Origin of the sequence: Actinokineospora spheciospongiae (assembly GCF_003182415.1) — a bacterium.
In the GTDB taxonomy this organism is placed as follows: Bacteria; Actinomycetota; Actinomycetes; order Mycobacteriales; family Pseudonocardiaceae; genus Actinokineospora; species Actinokineospora spheciospongiae.
On the sequence record NZ_QHCP01000004.1, the window covers coordinates 94204 to 117782 of the forward strand.

The window sequence follows — 23579 nt, forward strand, 5'->3', positions numbered from 1 at the left end:
CATGCCCCTGGTGTGGAACTGGGCCTCGAACAGGTCGGCCAGCTCGCGCGCGGTGGCCTCGGCCGGGACCTCGCCCGCCGCACCCGCCTGCTCGACGACGCCGTGCGCGATGAGCGTGCGGTAGCCGCTGACGCCGTTGACCGCGCGGGGCAGCCGCACGGCCATGCCGACCGCCTCGGCGGCGGTGAAGTCGACCAGCCAGGCGGTGTCGGCGTCGACCGGCGGCGCGGCCGGGTCCAGGTCGGCGGTCCGGTCCGGGCTGGGGCCGATGGGCAGCGGTCGCGGCACCGGCTTGCCGACCACGCGCTGCACGGCCGCGCCCGCGGCGATGGGGTGGCCGTGCACGTGCCAGCGCGTCGGCATGGCGCGGGCGACGGCCCGCTTGGTCCACGGGCCCTCGCGGAACGGCGCGGTGGCCGGGAACGCGGGGGTGCCGGACGGGCGGGCCTGCGGGTTGGTCGGTTCCAGCACGCGGGCGACCCAGGAGGCGCGCTCGGCGCCGTAGCGGCCCGCCAGCTCCTCCCAGGCGGCACGCTCCGCCGGGTCGGTCTCGACGCCGGGAAGGCCCGCGCGCCACACGGCCGTCCAGTACCGCTTGCCCCACTCGGCCTCGTCGGCGGTCAGCGGCGGCTCGTGGCTGTCGACGTGGATCTCGTCCGGGTAGACGCGGACGAGCAGCTCGGTGTCGGTGAACCGGGTCTCCAGCCGCACCGGGAGCAGCGCCACCGGGTGGTCGGCGGCCAGGGTCCACGGGACCTCGGTGGTGGTGTCAGGCATTCTCTCGGGCTCCAGCGGGTGCGGTGGGTGCGGCGGTGGCGTCGGCGAGCTGCGGCGGCAGACCCGCCCCGGCGGGGATGGGCGGCAGCTCGGACAGGTTGTCGCCCTCGGTGTCGTTGGCCTCGGTCCGCAGGTCGACCCGGTCGCCGGTGCGCACCGCGACCAGGTTCACCCGCACGCCCGGGGTGGTCTCGACGTAGTAGTTCTCGCGGCCGAGGATGCCCTCGACCACCTCGGCGGCCGTGGCGCGCCACCAGCCGCCGCCGGGCAGCGGCCCGGCCAGCTCGCGGACCCGGTCGCTGCCCGACCCGTGCTTGCGGACGTGGGTGACCCGCCAGCCCGCGCCGAACGACGGGAGCAGGTCGGTGGCGTGGAAGGCCACCCGCGCCGGTGGCTGGTAGGTCGCGTGGGCGACGTGGGCGCTGTTGTGCGCCCAGGTCGCCGTCGCCACCTGCTCCTGCGGGAACCTCGGGGCGCGCAGCGGCACCGGCGACGGGGTGTACGGCAACCGCCCGCGCAGGTGGCGCAGCCCGGCCAGCTCGGTGGCGGTGCCCGCCACCGACGCCCAGGTCAGGTCGCGCCACGTCGTCGGCGGGACGCCGTACTGCACGGTGCCGGTGGTGGGCACGGCGTCCAGGCCGAAGCGCGGCTCGGTGCCCTCCTCCTCGAACACGAAGAACCAGCCCGGGTCCGACCCGCCGGACTCCAGCGTGCCGCGCACCTCGGCGACCGACAGCGGGAAGCCGACGTAGAGCACGTCGGGGTGCAGCCTGCCCAGGAACAGCGGCTGCACGCGTTCAATCGGGCTCAGCAGGCACGGCCCACCCGGGGTGCGCGGCGGCAACGCCCGCCCGGCGACGACGGTCAGGCCGGGGAACCGGCGGACCAGCTCACCGCGCAGGAGCAGCACGACCTGCTCACCGTGCGCGCCCGCGACCTCGCCCAGGCCCGCGCGGCGCGGCCACTGCGCGATCGGCGGCACGTCGGCGGGTTCGTGGCCCGGCTCGGTGGTGCCGCGCTTGTCCCAGAACTGCCGGAAGGACGTGGCGCGGCGGTCGGTGGGGAACCCGCGCCACAGCAGCTCGCGGCCGAGCGCGTCGTTGGCCCCGACCAGGAACGACTCGACGAACTCGCTGTTGGTGCGCAGCAGCGTCAGCGTCTCGGCGGGGATGGACTCCACGCCGGGCAGCAGGTGGTCCTGGCCCAGCTCGGCCAGCAGCTCGGCCATCGGCTGCTCGAACACCGGCGGTGTCAGCAGCGGGCTCAGCGGGTCGGTCAGCCCGGCCCCGCCCAGGTCGACCCCGCCGACCCGGCCCAGGACCCGGCCGGTCACCGCGACCTCCGGGTCGAGCGCCCCGGTCACCGCGTCGGCGAGGCCCGCGAGCGGCAGCCGCGGTTCGTCCTCCAGCTCGGCCCGCGACTGCGCGGCCAGCAGCGCGGTCTGGTGCACCGCGGCGGCGGCGCGGAACCGGGTGGCGTGCGCGATCTTCGCCTCCAGCGTGCCGCCGGGCAGGTCCACGACGGCGAGCGAGCACACGGTGACCGCGTCGCCCCACGGGCCGGACGGGTCGGCGGTGATGGGGTCCGACCACGCCGTCGGCGTGCCGTTCACGACGTCGCGGCCGATGCGGTAGACGGCCCGGTTGGGACCGGTCGTCTTCGGCGCGACCAGGACGACCAGGTCGGCGAGCTGGCTGCCGGTGTAGTCGGCGACCGCCAGGGCCACGCCCGCCGTCCCGGTGGGGTGGACGCCGGGGACCTGGCGGACGTCGGACCAGCGCTCGCCCCAGGGGATGCCCGCGACGGTGCCCCGGGCGTTGAGGTTCCAGCCGATCCGGTAGGAGGCGGTGACGCCCGCCGCCGTCTTCTCGGTGAGCAGGACGACCAGCTCCGGGCGCAGGTCGCCGTTGAGGTCGGCCACGGCCACGGAGATGCCCGCGACGGCGGGGGCCGTGCTCGACGGCCTGCCCGGCCAGGGGATCTCCACCGAGTCCGACCAGCCGCCGAGCGCCGCCCCGGTGACCGGGTCGAGCTTCCAGCCGATGCGCAGGAACAGCCTGCGCATGGTCCGCGTGCCGCCCACGTAGACGAAGACGAGTTCCTGGCGGCCGTCGCCGTCGAGGTCGGCGAGGGTGGCGGTCGCGGCCTCGATGGTCCAGTGGTCGCTGAGGCCCCAATCGGCGTTGTAGGTCGTGCACAGCGCGTCGGGCAGGGTGCGCACCGCGCCCCAGCTCTGCGGCGCGCCTTGCGCGTTGAGCGCGCGGCCGACCCGGTAGCTGGCCCTGGTGCCGCTGGTGGTGCTCTGCACCCAGACGGCCACCAGGTCGGGGTCGGTCGTGGTCCCCTCGGCCACCCCGAGGTCGGCGGCGCACAGCGTCAACGACTGCGCGGTCGCCGGGACGTCCGGCACGGCGTTGCGCATCCAGCCCGCGGTGGCCGTCCCGTCGAAGTCGGTGTCGCGGCCGAAGCGGGTCAGCGGGCCGGAGCTGTCGCGGGTGGCCACGAGCAGGTTGGACCGGAAGCCGACCTGGTTGCGCCACCTGATGTTCGGCGTCGGCGTGGCGAACAGCGCGCCGCGCCCGCCCGGGTTCGGCCTGCCGTGGTCGTACCAGGCGCCGCTGTTCATGTCGAAGCGCAGCAGCCTGCCGTCGTTGTCGGTCAACCAGGCGTTGCCGTACGGGCTCAGCACGCCCTGCAGCGCCTGGTCGCCCGCGACGGGCCCGCGCGGGCCGCGCTCGACCCAGTTCGAGCCGTCGAACCAGGCGATCGTGGAGCGGGTCGTGCTGTAGACGCCCCGGTTGTTCCACTTGCCCAGCACCTGGCCGACGGGCGGGTGCGGCAGGCCGTGCTGGCGCCAGGCGAACCCGATCGGGAAGCTCGTGCGGAGGTAGCGCTCGTAGAGCATCGTCGTCGAACCGCCCTTGGCGCCCCAGCCGCCCATGCTCGACCCCAGCACGATCGGCGGGTCCACCGGGGACAGGCCCGTGACACCGGGCCGGTTCGTGTCGAACCAGCTCCAGGACCCGCTCTCCAGGCTGAACGTCCACAGCCTGCCGCCGTTGGCGACGACCGTGACGGTCCAGTCGGCCACGAAGGACACGCGGCCACCGGGGACGAGGGTGGCCCCCGGCGGGGTGCCGTGGTCGGAGTAGGACCACGTGCCGCCGTTCTTGCTGTCCAGCTCGACCAGCGTCCCGGACGTGGTGACCGCGAAGACGCTGTAGTAGGTGCCGGAGGTCACCGTGTCACCCGGTCCGGGCTTGCCGCTGCGCTTGGCCGCGCCGATGAACGGGGCCAAGGCGAGCAGCGGGGTCCCCGGCAGGCGCGCGTGCGCCTTCCACGCCCAGCGGTCGCCGTCCCAGGCCAGCCGGTGCAACTGGCCGTCCTCGCCGAGGACGACGACCTGCTCGGTGCCCAGCGCGGCGGGGGCGCTGACGGCGGCCGTGCCCTCCGGCCTGCCGTGGTCGGTCCAGGTGACCGCGCCGCCGCTGTACCGGGCGGACATGACCCGGCCGTCGTGCGTCGTGACGAACACGCGGTCGACGACGGTGCCGGTGGACTGGTCCGTCCACGCCGCGCCGACGTTGCGGATGCCCGGCACGTCCTCGGGGGTCAGGTCGGTCGGGCCGGACCTGTTCTCCCAGGGGCGGGCGGTGAGCCGGTCGATACCGAGGTCGTCGAAGCCGACCCGCTTGCCCGCGGCGACGTCCTCGACGTTGACCACGCCCGCGGGCTGCGGCAGGTCGGGGGTGGCGGTGGCGGTGCGCTTGCTCAGCGCGGCCGCGAGGCCCGCCGCGGTGGTGTCCGCGCCGCGCCCGGTGCCCTTGGCCAGCGGGCCGCCGGGCCGCAGCACCTTGCGGAACGCGGGGTCCAGGGCGGAATGCGCCTCCTGGTTGGCCGCGATGGCGCCCGCGGCCTGCTCGGCGGGGGCGGTGACCTGGAGCAGCCGGGCGCGGGCGGCGTCGTCGGTGGTGACCGCGTCGAGCCTGCGGTGCAGGCTGTCGGCGACGGTGCGGGCGAGCTGGCCCTGGCGCAGGGCCTCGTTGGCCCGGCGGACCTCGGCGGCCTGGTCCCACGCGGCGGCGACCAGCTCCTCCTGGTGCGCGCGCACCACCTCGGCCCCGAGGCCCGCCGCGGCGCGGTGGCGGGGGTCGCGGTTGAGGGTGCGCAGCCACTTCGGACCCGCCTGCGGCGACGGCATCCCCGTGGTGCCCGCGTGCGTGGACCCGTGGACCGGTGGGGTCAGGGCGGGGTCGTCGGGGTCGGGGCCCGCGTCGAGGACGCGTTCGAGGGCGTCGCCCACCTCGTCGGCGGTGTCGGCGTGCCAGGGGCGCGGGTCGGTGCCCGCGGTGCGCAGCGCGCCCGCCAGGTCGACGACGCCGTGGTCCGCCAGCTTCGGCAGGCCGCCGCCGGGGTCGGACACGTCGAGCCTGCGCGCCCCGGCGGTGCCGGGCAGCGCGCGGGGGGTGAGCCGGGTGACCAGGGACTCGAAGTCGCCGTCGAGGCCGGTCCCGAACCGCCAGTGGTGGTAGACCGGCAGCTCCCAGTCCTTCTCCTTGGCCGTGGGACCCGCTGCGGTCCAGGCGGGGCGCAGCCGCGCCTCGTCCTCCGTGGTCAGTTCGCGGCCGAGGCCGGTCAGCCGCCCGGCCTCGAACGCCGGGACGACGGCTGCGACGTATCGGGTCTGGGGCAGCAGCCTGCGCGGGCTCAGCAGCCGGGAGGTCGCCAGTTCGGGGTGGTTGGCCAGGACAGCTCCAACCGAGCCCGCACTGTCTGTGTTGTCCAGGCCTTGGGTCACGACTTGGGCGTGCGCCCACATCCAGGACTCGTCCAGGTCGGGCAGTTCGGTGGTGGCGCAGCGCAGCCGGGCCAACCCGCCCTGCCCGCCGGGCAGGACCTCGGCGTCGGCCTCGGGGACGACCACGAGCACCAGCCACGGCCGCAGCCGACCCTGGCCGTCCGCGGCGGCGGCGCTGAACGTCCACGGCAGGTCGGGCTGGTCGAACTCGACGGCGGCGAGCATGTTCGGCTGCGCGTCGCCGCTGTCCGGGGCGGGGGAGCAGCGCACGACCTGCTGCGGGTCGACGCCGGTCACGTCACCCGGCCCGTAGAGCCGGGTCGGGATCGACAGCTCCGGCCGGTCGTTGAGCCGGGGGTGCAGCGTGACGGTGGCGTGCGCGGGCAGCGGACCCGCCAGCGGGTCGGCGTCCCCGCCGTCGGCGGCGAGGCCCTCGCGCACCCAGGACAGGAAGGTCAGGCCGGTCATCGGGTTCCTCCGGAGGCGGCGGGGGCGACCGGGACGACGCGGACGCGTCCGGTGCGGCCCGCGGGGGCGGCGAAGCGGGCCGCGGCGCCCGCGTCGGCGGGCGGGGCGGCCTGGGTGGACAGAGCGGCCTGGGTGGGCGGGGCGGCCTGGGTGGTGAACGGCTGGGCCGGAGCGTCGGCGGCGCGGGCGAGCGCGGCCTCGCGGGCCTCGGTCCAGGTCGGGTGGTGCTCGGCGCGCAGCCCGGCGCCGACCACGGCGTAGTCGGGGTCGGCCACGACCAGCGGGGTCGGGGCCTGCGCGGCGAAGCGGGACTTCCCGGTGCGCCGGACCGCGGCGCGGGCGGCGGCCCTGGCGGCGGGCGACGGCGCGACGGCGCGGCGCGGGTCCCGCGCCGCGCCCCCTGGCACCGCGTCCACGGGCGCTGCGTTGACCGCCATTGTGTCCGCCTGCGTGGTGCCCACCGACACCACCTCCACCGACGCCGGGTCCACCGGGTTGGAGACCCGGCGGGCGGCCCGCAGCGCGGCCGGGGTGGCCGTGGCGGGGGCGTCGATGACGATCTCCTCGGGCTCGGTGTCGGTCTCGAAGCCGGTCTCGTCGAACGCGCGCCGGGGCGCGGCCACCGTGCGCCTGCCCGCCTGCAACTCCTCGAACGACGGGCGGGCCAGCTTCTCGCTGTCGTCGAGCGCGAAGAACTCGCCGGGGGCGAAGTACTCCCGCACCTCCTCCGTGGACAGCGCGGTGCCGGTCCCGCCCGCCTTGCCGCGCACGGTGATCGAGGTGAGGTCGAAGCGCTTGGCCCCGGCGATCGGCGCCCGGCCGTAGTTCTCCAGCGTGACCCCGAGCGGCGCCACCCGCTGGGTGACCGCCAGCGTGCCCGTGGGGTGGGCCAGCAGCGTGCCCTGCGCGGCCGGGACCTTGCGCACGGTGACCGCCGGGCGGCCGTTGTGCGGGAGCTGGGCGCTCCAGCTTCCGGGGTCGGCCAGCGCCTGTTCGACCCGCTCCAGCAGCGCGACCGCCGCGGGCTGCTCCGCGCCGGGCAGCGCCTTGCCGAACCAGCGGTCGAAGGAGATCTCCACGTCGAAGAACAGGATCTCGGCGCGGGCCAGACCCCGGGCGTGCCAGCGGTTCGGCCCGGACAGGCCCAGCTCGACGCGGACCAGCAGGAGCTGCTTGCTGCCCTTCTTCAGCGACAGCGACCCGGCGATGTCCACTTCGAACCGGAACGGCTCGAACTGCAACAGCGCGTCGAAGGACAGCATCCCGGCCACGCTGAAACCCAGGGCGGCGGCGTAGAGGTCGACCCGGGCGCCGATCTGGGCGGTGTTGGAGGTCAGGGCGAGGTAGGACTCCATGCGCAGCCGCGGGTTGTCCCCGCTGAGCAGCGCGATCTGCACGCGGTCGACCTTCGGGAACCCCGGCGGCGGGGTGAAGCGGGGGTGGAAACCGCCGACCGACAGCGCGAAGGCGGGCTTGCCCAGCCAGTTGGCGCGCATGGCCAGCCCGCCGGAGATGGGGAACGCGGCGATGCGCGAGTCGCGCAGTCGGGCGTCGACCGCGGCCGTGCCCTGCTCGAAGTCGACCACGCCGAGCAGGTCCACGTTGATGACGACGAGCGCCTTGTCCTCGCTGGGCAGCGCCATGTGCAGCTTGCCGAGGATCGCCAGCCGCAGCGGGGTCGGCAGTTCCAGCAGCAGCGCGACGTCCAGGGTGACCAGCGTCGGCGTGCCCCAGCCGATCTTGACCATGGGCCCGACGACGTGCCTGCCCTTGGCGACCGGGAACACCGCGCCGAGGCTCGCGACCAGCTCCCCGGCCTTGCCCAGCGGGTCCTTCGGGAACAGGATCGAGTCCAGCGCCCCGCTGGTGAGCCCGGCGCGCAGCGCGTCGGTGTCCACGCGCCGGTTGACGCCGATGAGGCCGCCGACCCCGTTGAGGGTGAACCCGAAGCCGAGCTGGATGGGCGTGAACTCGGCGGAGACGATGAGCAGCAGGGAGAACCCGTCGGACCCGTCGGGCATCCTGGTGGTCAGGATGCCCACGGCGCGCAGCGCGAGGGCTTGCAGCTTGAGCGCCACCGCGCCCGCGTACTCGCCCTTGGCGTGGTCGGCGAACAGGTAGCCGCCGCCGGTGACGGGACCGGCGTTGACCTCGATGGCGATGCCCTTGGGCGGCTCGAACGCCGCGCCCGCCGCGATCGGGCCGAGGTTGCCGTCACGGCCGGGGGCGGGGGCCAGCGTGCCCGCGATGCCCATCTTCTCCACGGTGGCCTTGACCGGGCCGAGTTCGACGCGGGCGGTGCCGGTCGCGGTGGCGCGCAGGCCGTCGGTGCCCGCGACGAGGGCCACGGTGATGTCGCGGACCTCCAGCGGACCGAGGCGGACGTGCACCGGCAGCGCGGCCTCCAGGCCCGCCGACCCGGCGAAGCGCAGCCCGCCGCGACGGGACCACACCAGGCCCAGTTCGAACTCGGCGCGCAGGCCGTCGGCGGGCAGGACGCTGCCGAGGAACCCGTCGCCGTCGCCCCCGGCGATGACGACGGCGGCCTTGCGGGCCACCACGCCGACCTCCACGTCGGCTTGGGCGGCCGGGTCCAGCGGCTGGTCGGCGGGCGGGTCCAGCTCTGCGGCGACCCACACGCGCGGGTCGCCGATCTCCAGGCGGGTGCCGGTGGCGCTGCCCAGGGCCAGCGGCGGGGCGCCGTCGGCGCGGCGCAACTCCACCGCGAGGCCGATGTGCGGCGGGGCACCCCCGGACACGGTGACGCCCTGCGGGCCGATGGCGACGCCGGGCCCCGCGGCGGACAGGTCCGCGTGCAGGCTCCAGCCGCCGAAGACCTGTTCGACGGCGACCGCGCCGCTGGGCACGAGGACGACGCCGAGGCCGCCGGTCTCCCCGGACGCGATCGCCGCGGTGAGCCCGAGCACGGCGCTCACCCGGTCGTCACCGACCTCTTTGGACAGCGTCAGCATCCGGTTGCCGATGGCGATGCCGTCGCCCGCCAGACCGCTGCCGTCCGGGTCGCCGAGGCCGACCAGCGATTCCACGCCGAGCGAGCGCAGCAGCTCCCCGAGGCGGGGCAGCAGCTTGGCCGCGACCGCCTCCGCGCTCGCCTCGGTGGCCAGGCTCAGCCCGCCGTACTCGGCGGTGAGCGTGCCGACCGGGTCGGTGACCAGCGCGAGCAGCTTCTCCGGCCGCACCGCCGAGCGGGAGCGGGGCAGCCGCACCGGCACGCCGTCGACGACGGTGGCCTGCTGGGCGGGGGCGTCCGCGGCGGGCACGACCACGCCCAGCAGCACCAGGCAGTGGTAGAGCGTCTGGTGGTGCTTGACCAGGTAGGAGACCATGAGGTGGTCGACCAGGTCGCGCACGACCGCCTGCGGGTCGACCGCCTTGATCCCCGTCGGGATCGACCGCACGGCCTGGAACGCCGTCGCGGCGGTCTGGAGCACCCGGACCAGGTCCTCCAGGGACTGCGGCGGGTCCTCGACCAGGTCGGTGATGCCCTGCGCCGCCGTGGTGACGTCCTTGAGCCAGCCGGTGAGGTCGGCGCCGCCCGGCAGCGCCGACAGGTCCCACCCCAGCGCCTCCAGGAGGGCGTCGAGGTGCCACTGCCCGCCCGCGGCGAGCAGCAGCGGCTCCAGGACCAGCTCGACCTCGCGGACGAGCTGCTGCTGGGCGTTGCGTGGCACGGGGGTGCTCATCGGTGGTCCTCCACGAGCGGGGTCGGGGCGGGGGCGGGCGGGGCGGGGGGCAGCGGCAGCCCGGCCACGTCGACGGCGAAGTCGCGGTCCCGGCGCAGGGTCTGCTCGGCGGCGGGCAGGGTGGCGACGGGAAGCGTGTAGTGGCGCGGGTTCGCCCCCCACTGCGGCCAGTTGTGCACCGGCTGCAACGAGTGGTTCGGGTCCGGGCCGGTGTTGTGGCCCGCCGTGCCGTGGCCGGGGCAGGCGTAGTGGGCCATGAACGCGGCGATGAGCGCCTCTTCGTGGTCGGGGCCCCAGGTGGACGGGACGAACGGGACCGCGGGGGAGCCGGGGTTCCCCGGGGACGGCGGGACGGCCGGGGTGCCCCACTGCAACACCCCCGCGGTGGCCGCCCTGGCCGCCACGACGATGTTCTGCAGGGTGTTCGACGCGTGCGTGGCGCCGTTGACGTTGCGGACGACCGCGCCGGGGGAGAACACGTGCAGCCGGTGCAGCAGCCCGGCCATGTGCTCGGAGGCGAAAACCTGGCCGATGGTGGTCCCCGTGGGCATCGGCGCGGGGTTGTTCACCGCCGTCGTCCCCGTCCGCTTGTTCCACGTCGTGGACAGCACGTCGCGCACGCGCATCCTGGCCACGTCGTACATCGCCCGCCGCAGCTCGGCGTCGGTGCGCGTGGCCATCGCGAGGCGGTGGTACCAGTGCCAGGAGCGGAAGTACTCCAGCTCGCCGTACTCGCCGTAGGGGGCGAACCCCGGGTGGGCCGCCCCGGTGAGCGCGACCATCGACCCGTCGCGGATCGAGCGCATCCCCTCGGCGACGTACTTGCGCTCCCGCCAGGTCCACGGGATGGCGCCGTCCACACCCTGCTTGCCGTCGTCGGTCCAGGCCCGGTCGGCCTCGATGCCCGCCTCGCCGAAGACGCGGTCGAACGAGGCGCGGTAGTTGGTCTTCAGGTAGGCGACGAACGCCCAGAACTCGCCGGGGTCGGCGCCCCACATCTCCCGGGGGTTCGCGTCCTCGTCGCGCTTGCCCATCGTCCAGTGGCACAGGCCCCACGAGGCGAACGCGTGGTCGTAGGTGTTGAGCGCGTCGAAGTAGCCGAGCATCTCCACCTCGGCGACCGCGCGCACGACCTTGAACGTCGACAGCGTGGCGCCCGCGAGCGCGGTCAGCGGCTGCCCGAGCACCGACTCCGAGGTCATCTCCGCCTCGGCCCAGCTGTGGCCGTACTGCGGATCACCCGCGCCACCGTGGTAGGGGCCGCCGGTGGCGATGGTGAACTCGTTGACGTACCCCAGTTTGGTGCGCCGCTCGCGGGCTGTGGTGTCGACGGGGTGTGCCGCCGGGCGGGGCCACTTGTCGCTGAAGTCGCGGGAGAACACGGTGCGGCCGTAGCCCCACTTGCCCTCGAACCAGTACCACATGTTGTCGGCCAGCCGCGCCGGGCGGGTCGCCCGCAGCGGGGTCTGGGCGAACGCGTCGAGCGCGACGAGCTTGGCGTCGGCGCTGTCGCGCGGGGTCCACATTTCCACCACGACCGGGCACCGCCAGCGGTACTCCTTCCACCGCGACAGCGCCTTGCGCGTCGGGCCGTCGACGTCGCCGCTGACGGTCCCGGTGTAGCGCTGCCGCGGTGGCACGTCGACGGATTCCAGCGCGGACGCCCAGCCGTACCACTGGTGGGCGGCGTCGGCGGAGGTGTCGTGGGGCAGCAGCGTCACGCCGTCCGCCGCGCCCGCCCTGGCCGCGCCGGTGCCGTCCTTGCCGCGCCCGACCGTCCACTTCGTACCGGTGACTGCGGTGACCTCGACGTTCTCGAAACCGAGGCGGACCCGGAACGGGGCGGCGGGGAAGCCCGAGGTGGACTCGACGGTCAGCTCGGTGGCGGCCGCGGTGACGTCGGCGGCCAGCCGGGTGAAGGCGCTGCCGATCCGGGCGACCCGGCCGCGCTTGGCGTAGGTCTGGAAGTCGCGGACGGCCCAGCGGGTGAACCGGTCGAACCTGCCGGTGCAGTCGTGCATGAGGAAGCCCAGCTCCCGCAGGTCCTCTTGCAGCGCCAGGACGTGCGCGGAGCCGGCGGTGTCCTGGGCGCCCTCCTCCAGGAGCGTGTCGCCGTAGAGCGGTGGCAGGTTCTCCGGCGGGTAGTTCGAGGCCTGGCCGACGTCCAGCGGGACGGCGAGGCGGGTCAGCGGCGCGCCGCGGTTGGGTTTGTCCTCCGGGGTCTTCTCCAGCCGCCACCACAGGGTCTGCACGACGGACTTGGCGTCGCCGTCCTCCCAGGCGAAGCCGATCTCGCCGATGTTGTTGCGGCCCACGAGCTGCTTGCCGTCGCCGTAGGTATCCTTGTAGGCGGCGTGCTTCTGCGCCACGCGCACGTACCACTTGAGGGCGTCGGCGCGGGGGACCGGCTCCTCCGGGTAGGTGATCACGTTGGGCGGGTTGCCCTCGCGCGGCACGAGGCGGTCGGGGTCCTCGTGGCGGTAGAAGTCGACGCGGTAGCGCCACTCCGGGGCCTTCGACAGCACGTGCGCCGGGGTGGTCTCCGCGACGGCGGGGAAGCCGCCGACCCGCCACGGCAGGAACCGGCCGGGGTTCGCCGGGTCGGGCATCTCGCCCGCGGTGATCGGGGCCAGCTCGTCGTTGGCCCACCCGACCCGCTCGACCGACGGGACGGCCCGCGAGCGCACCACGGTCCCGTTCTGGTGCAGGAACAGCGAGTTCGGCGTCTCGCCCTTGGCCGAGCCCGCGGTGAGCTGGGCGACGACACCGCGCACGGCCCCGGTGCCCGGCCGCAGGAACGCCGCCGTGCCCTCGTAGCCCATCCGCGCGGCGTAGCCGTAGCCGACGTCACCGGAGAGCACGACGACGCGGCGCCTGCGCGCGGCCGGGGTCCCGGCGGCGTCGGGCTTGGTCAGCAGCCGGGCGATCAGCGCCTCGAACGCCAGGCCGGTCTGCCCCCAGCCGTCGGAGTCGTCGGCGAGGTCGGCGGCGTCGGCGCGGATGCCGCGCACCTCCGGGCGGGCGAACCTCGCCAGGAAGGGGTGCCCGACCACCGGGGCCGACGACACGACCAGCGTCACCTTGTCCAGGCCGGTGTCGGCGGCGATATCGACCATCGCCTGCATCGGTGAGTCCCCGTGGAACAGCAGGCCGGGGTCCTTGCCGCCCCACGGGTAGAACCGGCGCGTGCGGGTGTCGAGGACGACGGCCTGGTGGGCGGCCCACTCGATCCGGTAGTGCCAGGGAAGTTCGCCGTCCTCCCGGTCGACCGTGCCCGCCACGAGCCCGGTGGGCACGCCGACGCGGCGGGCGATCTCGGCGGCGGGCTGCGCCGCGGTCGGGTCGGGCGCGGCGAGCGCGGCCAGCAACCTGCCGCCCGGCCGGTCGGCCGCGAACTCGTCGGGGGTGTTGCCCCAGGCCTGGAAGACGGCGAACGCCGACAGCGCGTTCGACAGCAGCCGCCTGCCCAGCGGCGCGCCGATCATCCCGGTGAGCAACTGCTGGGATGCGAACCAGTCGTCGGAGACCTCGTGGTCGTCGAGGACCATGTAGGTGGCGGTGTTGGCCAGCGCCCGGCGCACGCCGATCAGCCCGTCGCGGAACGCGCCGAGCTTCTCGGCGGTGTCGGTGAACTCCTTGCCCGCCGCGTCGACCGCACCCCAGTCGCGGTGGCCGGTGGTGGGCGTGCTCGGGCGTTCGCCCGGCCGCACGGCCAGGGCGGTGGCCAGCGCGGGGTGGACGTCGGCGAGCAGGGTGGCCAGGTCGCCCGCGGGCCACAGCACCTCCGACCAGGCCAGCAGGTGCGCCACCGCGAACTCCGAGGCGCGCAGCAGGTGGTTCGGGCACGAGCGCGCGGACGCCCCGGCCTTCTGCCGCGCGGTGTCCTGCCGGGCCCCGACCGCCAGCTCCGCGTCGGTGACGCCGGGCAGCACCTCGGTCCGCCCGAACAGCGCCCGGCCCTGCTGGTCGCACAGGTGCAGCACGACGTCGGCGACGTCGTCGGCGTAGATCTGGTCACCGGTCAGGAACAACTGCTGGGGCCGCCGCTCGGCCCGGCCCGCGTCGGCGGCGAGGACGTCGTCGAGCAGGACCATGGCGTCCTGCCCGTCGCCGTGCGGCTTGCGGCAGCCCGTGTGGAACAGGCGCAGTCCGGCCACCTCGGCGGGCGGGGTCATGAAGCTGGGCAGCGCCGGGCCGGAGGTGTAGACCAACCGCTTGCGCGCCTCGGCGCCGGTGGCCGCCACGACGTTGTCGGTGAACAGGTTCGGCGCGTCGGCCGGGACCTCCGCCGCCGCGTGGTCACCGAAGCGCAGTTGGTAGCGGAAGATCTTCCCGGCCTCGAACGCCCCGGTCACCTTGACCGCGACCACGTGCAGGTTCGCGCCGATCCGCGCGGTCGGGGCGGTGGCGGTGGCGATCCGGGACGTCGCGGTGTCCCCGGTCTCGGGGTAGACGTCGAGCGCGACCGACCGCGCCGCCTTGAGCGCGATCCACACCGTCGCGCCGGTGGCCTCGACCCGCCGCACGATCGGACCGGCGAGCACGAGCGGAAGGGCGGTGATGTCCGAAGTGGGCAGTGCGGGCAACGAGGGTCTCCCAGCCGGTCCGTCTTTCTCGACTATTCCGGCTGGAGGTCGGATGATCGCCCGACACCGTTACGCCCGCGCCCCCCGATGGTTTCACCCGCGAACGCCCCGGAGTCCGTGGGCGATTCGCCCACCCGACACGGTGCGTCACAACAGGACGGTGGGCTGCGCTCATCCGGGCTGGTCGCCCGCTCGGCGGTCACCCGCACCGGTTCGCCCAGCGTGTCCACTTTCACCACACCGGCTCGCGGCGACGGCACCCGCTTGTCGCATTTCCGCCAGTCGGGTGTCCCGTCAGGCGGGTTGCAGGTGTGCCAGGGCGGTGATGACGCGGTCGGCGATGTCCGGTGGCCAGGGGAAGGCGACGGTCACGGCCCGCTGGTGGGCCAGGCCGTGCAGACCCAGCCACAGCGCGATGGTGTCGGCCGCCGGGTCGGTGCTGGTGGCGTTCCCCGCGGCGACGCAGTCGTCCAGGGCCTCGCGGAGCAACCCCAGGCACCCGTCGCCCAGTGCGGCGAGGTCGGCGGGCGTCACGGCGGTCTCCTCCAGCGCGGGCATCCACAGCCCGCCGAACATGGTCCGGTAGCGCTCGGGGTGCTCGTGGGCGAAGTCCAGGTAGCCGTGGCAGACGGCGAGGAGGCGCCGCCGGTCGCCGCCGGTCGCGGCGTCCAGCGCGGTGCGCAGCGTCGCCTCCAGTTCGGCGAAGGCCTGCTGCACCACGGCCAGCATGATGGTCGGCTGGTCGGGGAAGTGGCGGTAGATCGAGGGCGCCGCGATCCCCACCCGGCGGGCGACCGACCGCAGGGTGATGGCGCTCTCGTCGCCGGTCTCGTCGAGCAGTTCCACCGCCGCGGCCACGATCTCGTCGCGCAGGCGCGAGCCCTCGCCCCGGCGGTTGCGGGTGCGGGGAGGAGCCGCGTTCGGGGTGCTTGTCATGGTGTCAGCTTACACCTGAAAACTTATGGCCGTAACTCCTTGCGCGTTGTTCACTTACAGCCGTAGCCTTACGCCCGTAAATCTCAACGAGTCGCAACGGAGAACCCCCATGGACAGCCTCACCACCACCCACGCCACCGAGGTCGTGCTGCCCGGCCTGGTCGAGCCCGACGGCCTGCGGGTCACCGCCCGCGACCTCCCCGCGCCCGCCGCGGGCCAGGTCGTCCTGCGGATGGAGGCGACCGGGGTGAGCTTCGCCGAGCAGCAGATGCGGCGCGGCAAGTACTACGACCAGCCCGCGTTCCCGTTCGTGCCCGGGTACGACGTGGTCGGCGCGGTGACCGCCGTCGGCCCGGGGGTGGACGCCGCGATGGTCGGTCGCCGGTACGCCGCGGTCACCAAGGTCGGCGCCTGGGCCAGTTCGCTGCTGCTCGACGCGGCGGACCTGGTGGCCGTGCCGGACGGGGTCGCTTCGGCCGCGGCGGAGACCGTGGTGGTCAACGGGGTCACGGCCTGGCAGATGCTGCACCGCACCGCCGCGGTGCCCGCGGGTGCGACGATCGTCGTGCTCGGCGCCAACGGCGGCGTCGGCTCCACCCTGGTGCAACTGGCCCGGCACGCCGGGATCGAGGTCATCGGCACCGCGTCGCCGCGGCACCACGAGCTGGTGCGCGCGCTCGGCGCCACCCCGGTCGACTACCGCGACCCGGACCTGTACGGCAAGATCCGCGACCTCGCGCCGGACGGTGTGCACGCGGTCTTCGACCACGTCGGCGGCGCCGGGCTGGCCGAGTCGTGGCGGTTGCTGCGCCGCGGCGGGACGCTGGTGTCCTACGGCACCGCGGCCACGAAGGACGAGGACGGCAACTCGCGGCTCCCGGTGCTCAAGTCGATCGCCCGGCTGGCGGCGTGGAACCTCCTGCCAAACGGCAGGAGCGCGCACTTCTACAACTTCTGGGCGGGCAAGCGCCGCCCGGAGGTCTTCCGGGCCCGGCTGGCCGAAGACCTCACCCGGGTGCTGGGCCTGCTGGCCGACGGCGTGCTCACCGCTCAGATCGCCGCGGAGTTCCCCCTGGCCGAAGCCCACGCGGCACTGGCACTCGCCGAGTCGCGCACCACCGCGGGCAAGGTCGTCATCGTCCCGTGAACGCGCGGCCCGTGTCCCCGGGGCACCGGTGACCACGACCCCGCACCCCGTCCTAGTCCCACCACGACGACCTGCCCCGGAGGCACCCGCCATGACCGCCATCGCGCTCCCCGCCCCGATCCCCGCCACCCCGCCGACCACCCGCGTCGGCGAGGTCGACAACCGCGCCGCCTACACCGGCTTCGGCCTGGCCTACGCCCTCGGGCACGGCTCCACCGCGATCGCCACCGGCCCCGACCCGCTGGTCACCCTCCCCGGCTGGCTGCCCACGGCCCTGCTCGGCGCGGGCCTCGCCGCGGGCACCGCCTTCGCCACGCTCGCCGCAACCCGCGCCCAGCGCGGCGCCGGCAGGTCCGACGTGCTGTCCGGCAGGCTGCTCGGCCTGGCCTGGATCAGCGGCTTCGCCGCGCTCTTCCTCGCCATCACCGGCCTGGCGGGCGCCCTGGACGCCCCCGGGTTGCCGACCATGCTGTGGCCCGCGGGCTCCGGATTCGTCGTCGGCATGGTCTACCTCGCCGAGGGCGCGGCCCGCCGCAACGTCCTGCACTACGCCCTCGGCACGTGGCTGGCGCTGGTCTCGACCGCCGCACTGCTCCTGGGCACCCCGGGCCTGTTCTGGGTGCTCGCCGTCGCGGGCGGTGGCGGCTACGCGGTCGCCACCGTCCTCGAACACCACCGGATCGCCCGCACCCGGTGACCCGTCCCACCCGCCCGCCGGAGACCGCAGTGCCGAACCCCGAACCCCCTCGGGATTTCCGAAGCGGGTCGGGGTGTCGGTGGCTTCTGCGAGGATGGGCTCGATCGTCGGGGAGGCGGTGGGTGTGGACGAGGTGAGCGAGTACGTGCGCGGGCGGCCCGCCGCCGCGCTGCGGCCCTACGCGGCCTTCTACAGCGGCTACCGGGACAGCGGCGGCGACCTGGCCGTGCATCGGGGGCTGCCGTCGCCGTACCTGACGCTGATCTTCACCCTGGACGACCCGCTGGTCATGGCCGACCCGGCGCGGGCTCCCCGCAGCTACCGCTCCCTGCTCGGCGGGTTGGACCCCACGCCCGCGTTCATCGCCTACGGCGGCAGGCAGTCCGGGGTGCAGGTGTCGCTGCACCCGCTTGGCGCCCGGGTCCTGTTCGGGTGTCCGGCCGGTGAGCTGGCGGGTCTGGAACTCGACGCGGCCGACGTGCTCGGGCCGCTGGCCGGGGAGGTCCGCGAGCGGATGTTGCACGCGGACACCTGGTCGCAGCGGTTCGCCGTGCTCGACCGGGCGCTGCTGTCGCGGGTGGACGACCGCCGGGAGGTCGACCCGAGGGTGCGGTACGCCTGGGGGCGGCTGCTGCGCTCGGGTGGGAACGTGTCGGTGGCGGGGCTGGCCGACGAGCTCGGGTGGAGCGCCCGGCACCTGTCCGGCCGGTTCGCCACGGAGCTGGGCCTGTCGCCGAAGACGGCCGCGCGGGTGGTGCGGTTCGACCGGGCCCGCCGGGCGCTGGCGGGGGCGCCGCACAGCGCCGCCGCGGTCGCGGCGGCGCACGGCTACTACGACCAGTCGCACTTCGTGCGGGACTTCCGCGAGTTCGCCGGGTGCTCGCCGACGACCTGGCTGGCCGAGGAGTTCCGAATCGTCCAAGCCATGGGCCCGCTGGAGGCGGCAGACTCCCCGGCATGAGCACAACAACCGGCAATCCCCCGGCACCGCAGGTGTGGCCCACCTTCCGCGCCAAGGACGCCGACGCGCTGATCCGCTTCCTGGTCGACGTGGTCGGCTTCGAGGAGACGATGGCCCACCGCGACGACGACGGGGTCGTGCAGCACGCCGAACTGGCCTGGCCCGAGGGCGGCGGGGTCATGCTCGGCCAGGAGCGCGAATCGGGCGCCTGCGTCACCCGACCCGGGTCGTTCAGCGCCTACGTCGTGACGGCCGACCCCGACGCCCTGCACGACCGGGTGGCCGCGGCGGGCGCGGAGGTCACCACGCCGCCGTTCGACACCGACTACGGCTCCCGGGACTTCGCGCTGCGCGACCCCGAGGGCAACGCGTGGAACTTCGGCACCTACCCCGGCCACCCGCGCGGGGGGAGCTGACCGGGCGCCGTCAGGAGGTGACGGCGATGCCCTCGGGCTGACTGCCCACGGGCACGGTGGCGGTCACCGTGTCGGTGGCGGGGTCGATGACGGTCAGCACGTCGTCGGCGGCGTTGGTGATGTAGACGAAGGTGCCGTCGTGGGCGGCGCCCTCGGGTTGCCGCCGGACCGGGACGGGGGAGCCGACGAGGGCGTCGTCCGCCTCGTGGACGGTGACGGTGTCCGAGCCCGCGTTGGCCACGTAGACCCGCCCGGTGGGGGCCGCCGCCACCCCCATGGGGGAGCGGTCGGTGGCGGTGGTGGCCACGGGGCGGTCGTTGCCGGTGTCGATGGTGGTGATGGTGTCGTCGCCGGTGTTGGCGACGTAGAGGCGGCGGCCGTCCGGGCTGGTGGTGATGCCCGCCGGGTAGTGGCCGACCGGGATGGTGCGCACCACGCTCTGGGTGCTGGTGTCGATGACGGTGACCGTGGCGGAACCGTTGTCGGTGACGTACACGCGCGTGCCGTCCCGGTTGGTGGTGACGCTGTGCGGGAACCGGCCGACGCCGATGGTGCGCACGCCGGTGTTGGTGGCGGTGGCGACCACGGTGACGGTGTCGGCGCCGAAGTTCGCGACGTAGGCGTGGGTGCGGGTGGCGGCGACCCCGAAGGGGTGGGCGCCGACGGGCACGGTGGCCAGCACGGTGTAGGCGCGCGGGTCGATCACCGACAGGGTGTCGTCCTGCTCGTTGGTGACGTAGACGCGGTCCCCGTCCGGGCCCGCGCCGACGCCCACGGGGGTGTCGCCCACCGCGATGGTGGCCGCGACCCGGCGCATCCGGGTGTCGTAGGCGCTGACGGTGCCCGACCCGCTGTTGGCCACGAACACCTGCACCCGCGCCGGGTAGCGGGGGTCGGTCCGCGCGGTCGGGACCTCGGTGGGCTCGGCGCTCGCGGGCAGGCGCAACCCCAGCAGCGCCACTAGGGCGGCGACGGCGCTCGCCGTCCAGGTGAGGCGGGGACCGCAGGGGGCGGTCGGCCGCTCGGGCGGGGAAGGGGCATCGGTGTGTGCGCGGTGCGACATGGTCCCTCGAAAGCCGAGTCCGATCGGTGGTGCTGGACCGGAGGCACTGCTGGAGGCCAGTGCCGACGGTGGCGTGGCCTGTTTCCCGCGGTGCGAGTCCTCTTGTGGAGGTGAGCTTCGCCCGCCAGGGAGTCACACTAATGGCCCAATGTCCGGTGGCGCCGTGCGGACAGGTGGTGACCACCGTGTCGGGTGATGGATCAACGAAATTCCCCGTCGTGGACCGCACGATCACCGTGTTCCCCCTGCCGGGAAGAGTGAACCCGGTGTCGGACCCTCCGTTGTGGACGGTCTTAAGTGGCCAGAGGGAACTGTTGGCGTTCATCGGCCGCGACTTGCGGTCAGGACATAGTCTCTTGCTCATGACGCAAAGCGATGGTGAGCTGGACAGTCTGGTGCGCAAGCGCATCCGCGCCCTGCGGGTGGCGCAGGGCTGGTCCCTGGAGGAGTTGGCCACCCGGGCGCGGCTCAGCCCGTCCTCCCTGAGCCGCATCGAGAACGGGCAGCGGCGCCTCGCACTGGACCAGCTCGTCACCCTCGCCCGGGCGCTGGACACCTCCCTCGACCAGTTGGTCCAGACCGACACCGACGACGTGGTCTCCCACCCGGTGGCCGACGGGGTGCACGGGCTGCGGTGGTCGGTCAGGGCCGACCCCGGCCTGAGCGTGGTGCGCAAGCGCATGACGGACCCGCCGTCGGACCACCCCGCGCGCCTGCGCGCCCACCCGGGCCGCGAGTGGTTCGTCGTCCTCTCCGGCACCGCGGTCCTGCTGCTGGGCGACCGCCGCTTCCGCGTGGAGACCAACCAGGCCGCGGAGTTCCCCACCATGCTCCCGCACGCGATCGGCGCCGAGGGCGGGCCGTGCGAGGTCCTGGGCATCTTCGACCGCGACGCCCGGCGCGGACACCGATCCGACGACAGGCCCCCTCCGCAGGAGAGCTGACCACTTGCGCGTCCGGCAGCCGGGAAACCCACCTTCTTGCTTTATGGGCAAACTCCTGTGCTTGTGAGGCATGACCGATCTACGGTGGCCGCATGGCAAACACGAAGCACGACCACCACGCCCACCAGCCCGGCGACCACGACCAGGCGGAGATCCTCGACCTCGACGCGGAGGTGCTCGCGGAGCACATCGCCTCCGTCATCGCCTGGCTGCCCGTCGAGTCGGGCCCCCGCCAGGTCGTGGACCTGGGCTGCGGAACCGGTGCGGGCACCTTCGCCCTGCTCACCCGCTTCCCCGAGGCGCGGGTGATCGCCGTCGACTCCTCGGCCGAGCACCTGCACCGCCTGCGGGAGAAGGCCCGTGCGGCGGGGGTGGCCGACCGGGTGCACGCCGTCCAGGTCGACCTCGACGCGGCGTGGCCCGACCTCGGCGAGCCGGACCTGGTGTGGGCGTCGGCGTCCCTGCACCACCTGGCCGACCCCGGCCGCGCGCTGCGCCAGGTCCACGACGCCCTCGCCCCCGGCGGCCTGCTCGCCGTCGTCGAACTGGCGGGCTTCCCCCGGTTCCTGCCCGCCGACGCCCCCGAGGACCGCCCCGGGGTGGAGGAGCGCTGCCACGCCGAGATCGACCGCCGCGCCGCCGAGCACATGCCCCACCGCGGCGCCGACTGGGGCCCCAAGCTGACCGCCGCCGGGTTCACCGTCGAGGGCGAACGAACCCTCACCGTCCACATCGAGCACTCCCGCTCCGCGGCGGTGGGCCGCTACGCGCTCAACGGCCTGCGGCGCGTGCGCGGCAGCGTCGCCGACGCGCTCCCGGTGGAGGACCGCGCCGCGCTGGACCGGCTGCTCGACACCGACAGCCCGCACAGCATCCTGCGCCGCGACGACCTCGCGGTCCGCACCGAGCGCACCGTGTGGGCCGCGCGCCGCCCCTGAGCGCGCCCGCTCAGGGCTCCGCGCGCGGCCAGGTCTTGGCCACCAGGGTCAGCACGTCGTAGGTGGCGACCGGGGCGCCGTCCTGGTTCGCCACCACGGCGTCCCAGCGCACCTCGCCGTAGTCGGCGTTGGTGCGGGCGGTGATCTGCTTGACCGTCAGCGCGACCGAGATGGTGTCCCCGGCCCGCACCGGGGTCAGGAACCGCAGGCCGTCCACGCCGAAGTTCGCCAGGACCGGGCCGGGGTTCGGCTCCACGAACAGCCCGGCGGCGAGCGAGACCACCAGGTACCCGTGCGCCACGATGCCGCCGAACAACGGGTTCTGAGCCGCCGCCGCCGCATCGGTGTGCGCGTAGAAGGTGTCGCCGGTGAACTCGGCGAAGTGCTCGACGTCGGCGAGGGTCACCTCGCGCGCCGCCGACTCGATCGAGTCGCCGATCCGCAGTTCCGCCAGGGACTTGCGGAACGGGTGCACGTCGCCGACCGCGCGCCGCGACCCGGGCGTCCACCGGCCGGTGATCGCGGTCAGCATGTCCGGCGATCCCTGCACGGCCGTGCGCTGCATCAGGTTCAGCACGCCCCGGACCCCGCCCAGCTCCTCACCGCCGCCCGCGCGGCCGGGGCCGCCGTGCACCAGCACCGGCAGCGGGCTGCCGTGCCCGGTGGACTCCTCGGCGCAGGTGCGGTCGAGCACCAGGACCCGCCCGTGCCACGGCGCCAGGCCGATCGTCACCGCGCGGGCCACCCGCGGGTCGTGGGTGACCAGCGACCCCACCAGGCTGCCCCGGCCGCGCGCCGCCAGCGCCACGGCCTCGTCCACCGACGAGTAGGTCAGCACGGTGCTGACCGGCCCGAACGGTTCCACGTCGTGCGGCTCGACCGCGCCAGCCGACGCCCTGAGCAGGATGGGGGAGAGGAACGCGCCCCGCTCGGCGTCCGCGTCGAGCACCGCGACCCGGTCGGGGTCGCCGAAGACCACCTCGGACGACGCGCGCAGCGCCTCGACCGCCTTGCGCACCTCCCGGCGCTGCCCCAGGCTCGCCAGCGCGCCCATGCGCACGTCCTCGTTCGCCGGGTTCCCGACGGTCACCTCCGCCAGCCGCGCGGTCAGTGCGTCGAGCACCGCGGCGGACGTGCCCTCCGGGACGAGGACCCGGCGGATCGCCGTGCACTTCTGGCCCGCCTTGACGGTCATCTCGGTGACGACGGCCTTGACGAACAGGTCGAACTCCGGGTCCTCGGGGGTGACGTCCGGGCCGAGGATCGAGCAGTTCAGCGAGTCCGCCTCGACGCCCAGCCGGGTGCCGCCGTGCAGCACGGACGGGTGGTCGCGCAGGATGCCCGCGGTGTGCGCGGAGCCGGTGAAGCCGACGAAGTCCTGTTCGCCCAACTCGTCGAGCAGCCCGCGCGGGCTGCCGCAGAGCAGTTGCAGCGAACCCTCGGGCAGGATGCCGGACTCGACGATCCGCCGCACCACCGCCTCGGTCAGGTACGCCGTCTGGCTCGCGGGTTTGACGATGCTCGGCAGGCCCGCCAGGAACGCCGGGGCCAGCTTCTCCAGCATCCCCCACACGGGGAAGTTGAACGCGTTGATCTGCACGGCGACACCGGGCCGTGAGCTGTAGACGTGCTGGCCCAGGAAGGTCCCGCCCCGGCCGAGCCGTTCCACGCCGCCGTCGAGGGCGATCGTGTCGTTCGGCAGCTCGCGGGCGCCCTTGCTGGCGTAGCTGAACAGGGTGCCGAAGCCGCCGTCGACGTCCACGGCGGAGTCCCGCCGCGTCGCGCCGGTGCGGGCGGACAGCGCGTAGAAGCTCTCCTTCTCCGCCATCAGCAGGGCGGCCAGCTCCTTGATCATGGCCGCACGCTGGTGGAACGTCAGCTCGCGCAGCGCCGGACCACCCACCGACCTGGCGTGCCCGACCATCGCGCGCAGGTCCAGGCCGCGGCTGGACAGCCGGGCGACCTCCGCCCCGGTGACCGCGTCCGGCAGCGGTTCACCCTCGTCGTCGGCGCGGAACCAGCGGCCCGCGGCGTAGCTCTCCAGCAGTGCGCTCACCGGTCGGCGTCCTCTCCCTGGGGTGCGTCGGCGGGGCGTTGCGCGACCCCGCTGCCTTGTGCCACGGTAATACAGAACGTTCGGTCGG

13 protein-coding genes are annotated in these 23579 nt (G+C 74.7%); 7 read left to right on the forward strand and 6 right to left on the reverse strand.

The annotated features are described in order from the left end of the window. The first annotated feature begins 163 nt into the window (after window positions 1–163). Window positions 164–505: a hypothetical protein gene (locus DFQ13_RS35935; protein ID WP_407643158.1), complete on the forward strand. Its 342-nt coding sequence runs from the start codon at window positions 164–166 to the stop codon at window positions 503–505. A 264-nt stretch (window positions 506–769) separates the two neighbouring features. Here DFQ13_RS35935 and DFQ13_RS11610 read toward each other — a convergent pair whose 3' ends face one another. The 4 genes from DFQ13_RS11610 to DFQ13_RS11625 form a co-directional block, all read right to left on the reverse strand. Continuing rightward, window positions 770–6043, reverse strand: a complete 5274-nt coding sequence (locus tag DFQ13_RS11610) for a hypothetical protein (RefSeq protein WP_110079802.1) — start codon at window positions 6041–6043, stop codon at window positions 770–772. Then, window positions 6040–9747: a DUF6603 domain-containing protein gene (locus DFQ13_RS11615; RefSeq protein WP_110079803.1), complete on the reverse strand. Its 3708-nt coding sequence runs from the start codon at window positions 9745–9747 to the stop codon at window positions 6040–6042. The genes DFQ13_RS11610 and DFQ13_RS11615 overlap by 4 nt, the downstream gene beginning before the upstream one ends. After that, window positions 9744–14333, reverse strand: a complete 4590-nt coding sequence (locus tag DFQ13_RS11620) for a peptidoglycan-binding domain-containing protein (RefSeq protein WP_110079804.1) — start codon at window positions 14331–14333, stop codon at window positions 9744–9746. Before DFQ13_RS11620 ends, DFQ13_RS11615 begins: the two co-directional genes overlap by 4 nt. A gap of 294 nt (window positions 14334–14627) precedes the next feature. Further along, window positions 14628–15269 (reverse strand): TetR/AcrR family transcriptional regulator, encoded by a 642-nt coding sequence (locus DFQ13_RS11625; RefSeq protein ID WP_110079805.1) that lies wholly within the window; start codon window positions 15267–15269, stop codon window positions 14628–14630. 109 nt (window positions 15270–15378) lie between these two features. Here DFQ13_RS11625 and DFQ13_RS11630 point away from each other — a divergent pair, with 109 nt between their 5' ends. The 4 genes from DFQ13_RS11630 to DFQ13_RS11645 all read left to right on the forward strand — a co-directional run bounded on the left by DFQ13_RS11630 (window position 15379) and on the right by DFQ13_RS11645 (window position 18490). Next, window positions 15379–16416 (forward strand): medium chain dehydrogenase/reductase family protein, encoded by a 1038-nt coding sequence (locus DFQ13_RS11630; protein ID WP_110079806.1) that lies wholly within the window; start codon window positions 15379–15381, stop codon window positions 16414–16416. A 91-nt stretch (window positions 16417–16507) separates the two neighbouring features. After that, complete coding sequence (locus DFQ13_RS11635; protein ID WP_110079807.1) at window positions 16508–17113, forward strand: ABC transporter permease; 606 nt, start codon at window positions 16508–16510, stop codon at window positions 17111–17113. Between the two features lie 79 nt (window positions 17114–17192). Next, window positions 17193–18074, forward strand: coding sequence for an AraC family transcriptional regulator (locus DFQ13_RS11640; protein WP_219994377.1), 882 nt, complete (start codon window positions 17193–17195; stop codon window positions 18072–18074). Beyond that, window positions 18071–18490, forward strand: a complete 420-nt coding sequence (locus DFQ13_RS11645) for a VOC family protein (RefSeq protein WP_035286462.1) — start codon at window positions 18071–18073, stop codon at window positions 18488–18490. Before DFQ13_RS11640 ends, DFQ13_RS11645 begins: the two co-directional genes overlap by 4 nt. Window positions 18491–18500: 10 nt before the next feature. Here DFQ13_RS11645 and DFQ13_RS11650 read toward each other — a convergent pair whose 3' ends face one another. After that, window positions 18501–19553: a YncE family protein gene (locus tag DFQ13_RS11650; protein WP_110079809.1), complete on the reverse strand. Its 1053-nt coding sequence runs from the start codon at window positions 19551–19553 to the stop codon at window positions 18501–18503. 362 nt (window positions 19554–19915) lie between these two features. Between DFQ13_RS11650 and DFQ13_RS11655 the strand changes: the two genes are divergently transcribed. Next, complete coding sequence (locus tag DFQ13_RS11655; protein ID WP_110079810.1) at window positions 19916–20497, forward strand: helix-turn-helix transcriptional regulator; 582 nt, start codon at window positions 19916–19918, stop codon at window positions 20495–20497. A gap of 92 nt (window positions 20498–20589) precedes the next feature. After that, window positions 20590–21435, forward strand: coding sequence for a class I SAM-dependent methyltransferase (locus tag DFQ13_RS11660; RefSeq protein ID WP_110079811.1), 846 nt, complete (start codon window positions 20590–20592; stop codon window positions 21433–21435). 10 nt (window positions 21436–21445) lie between these two features. Here DFQ13_RS11660 and paaZ read toward each other — a convergent pair whose 3' ends face one another. Further along, window positions 21446–23482 carry a phenylacetic acid degradation bifunctional protein PaaZ gene (gene paaZ, locus DFQ13_RS11665; RefSeq protein WP_219994416.1) on the reverse strand — a complete coding sequence of 679 codons (2037 nt, stop codon included), beginning with the start codon at window positions 23480–23482 and terminating at the stop codon, window positions 21446–21448. Window positions 23483–23579 lie beyond the last annotated feature (97 nt).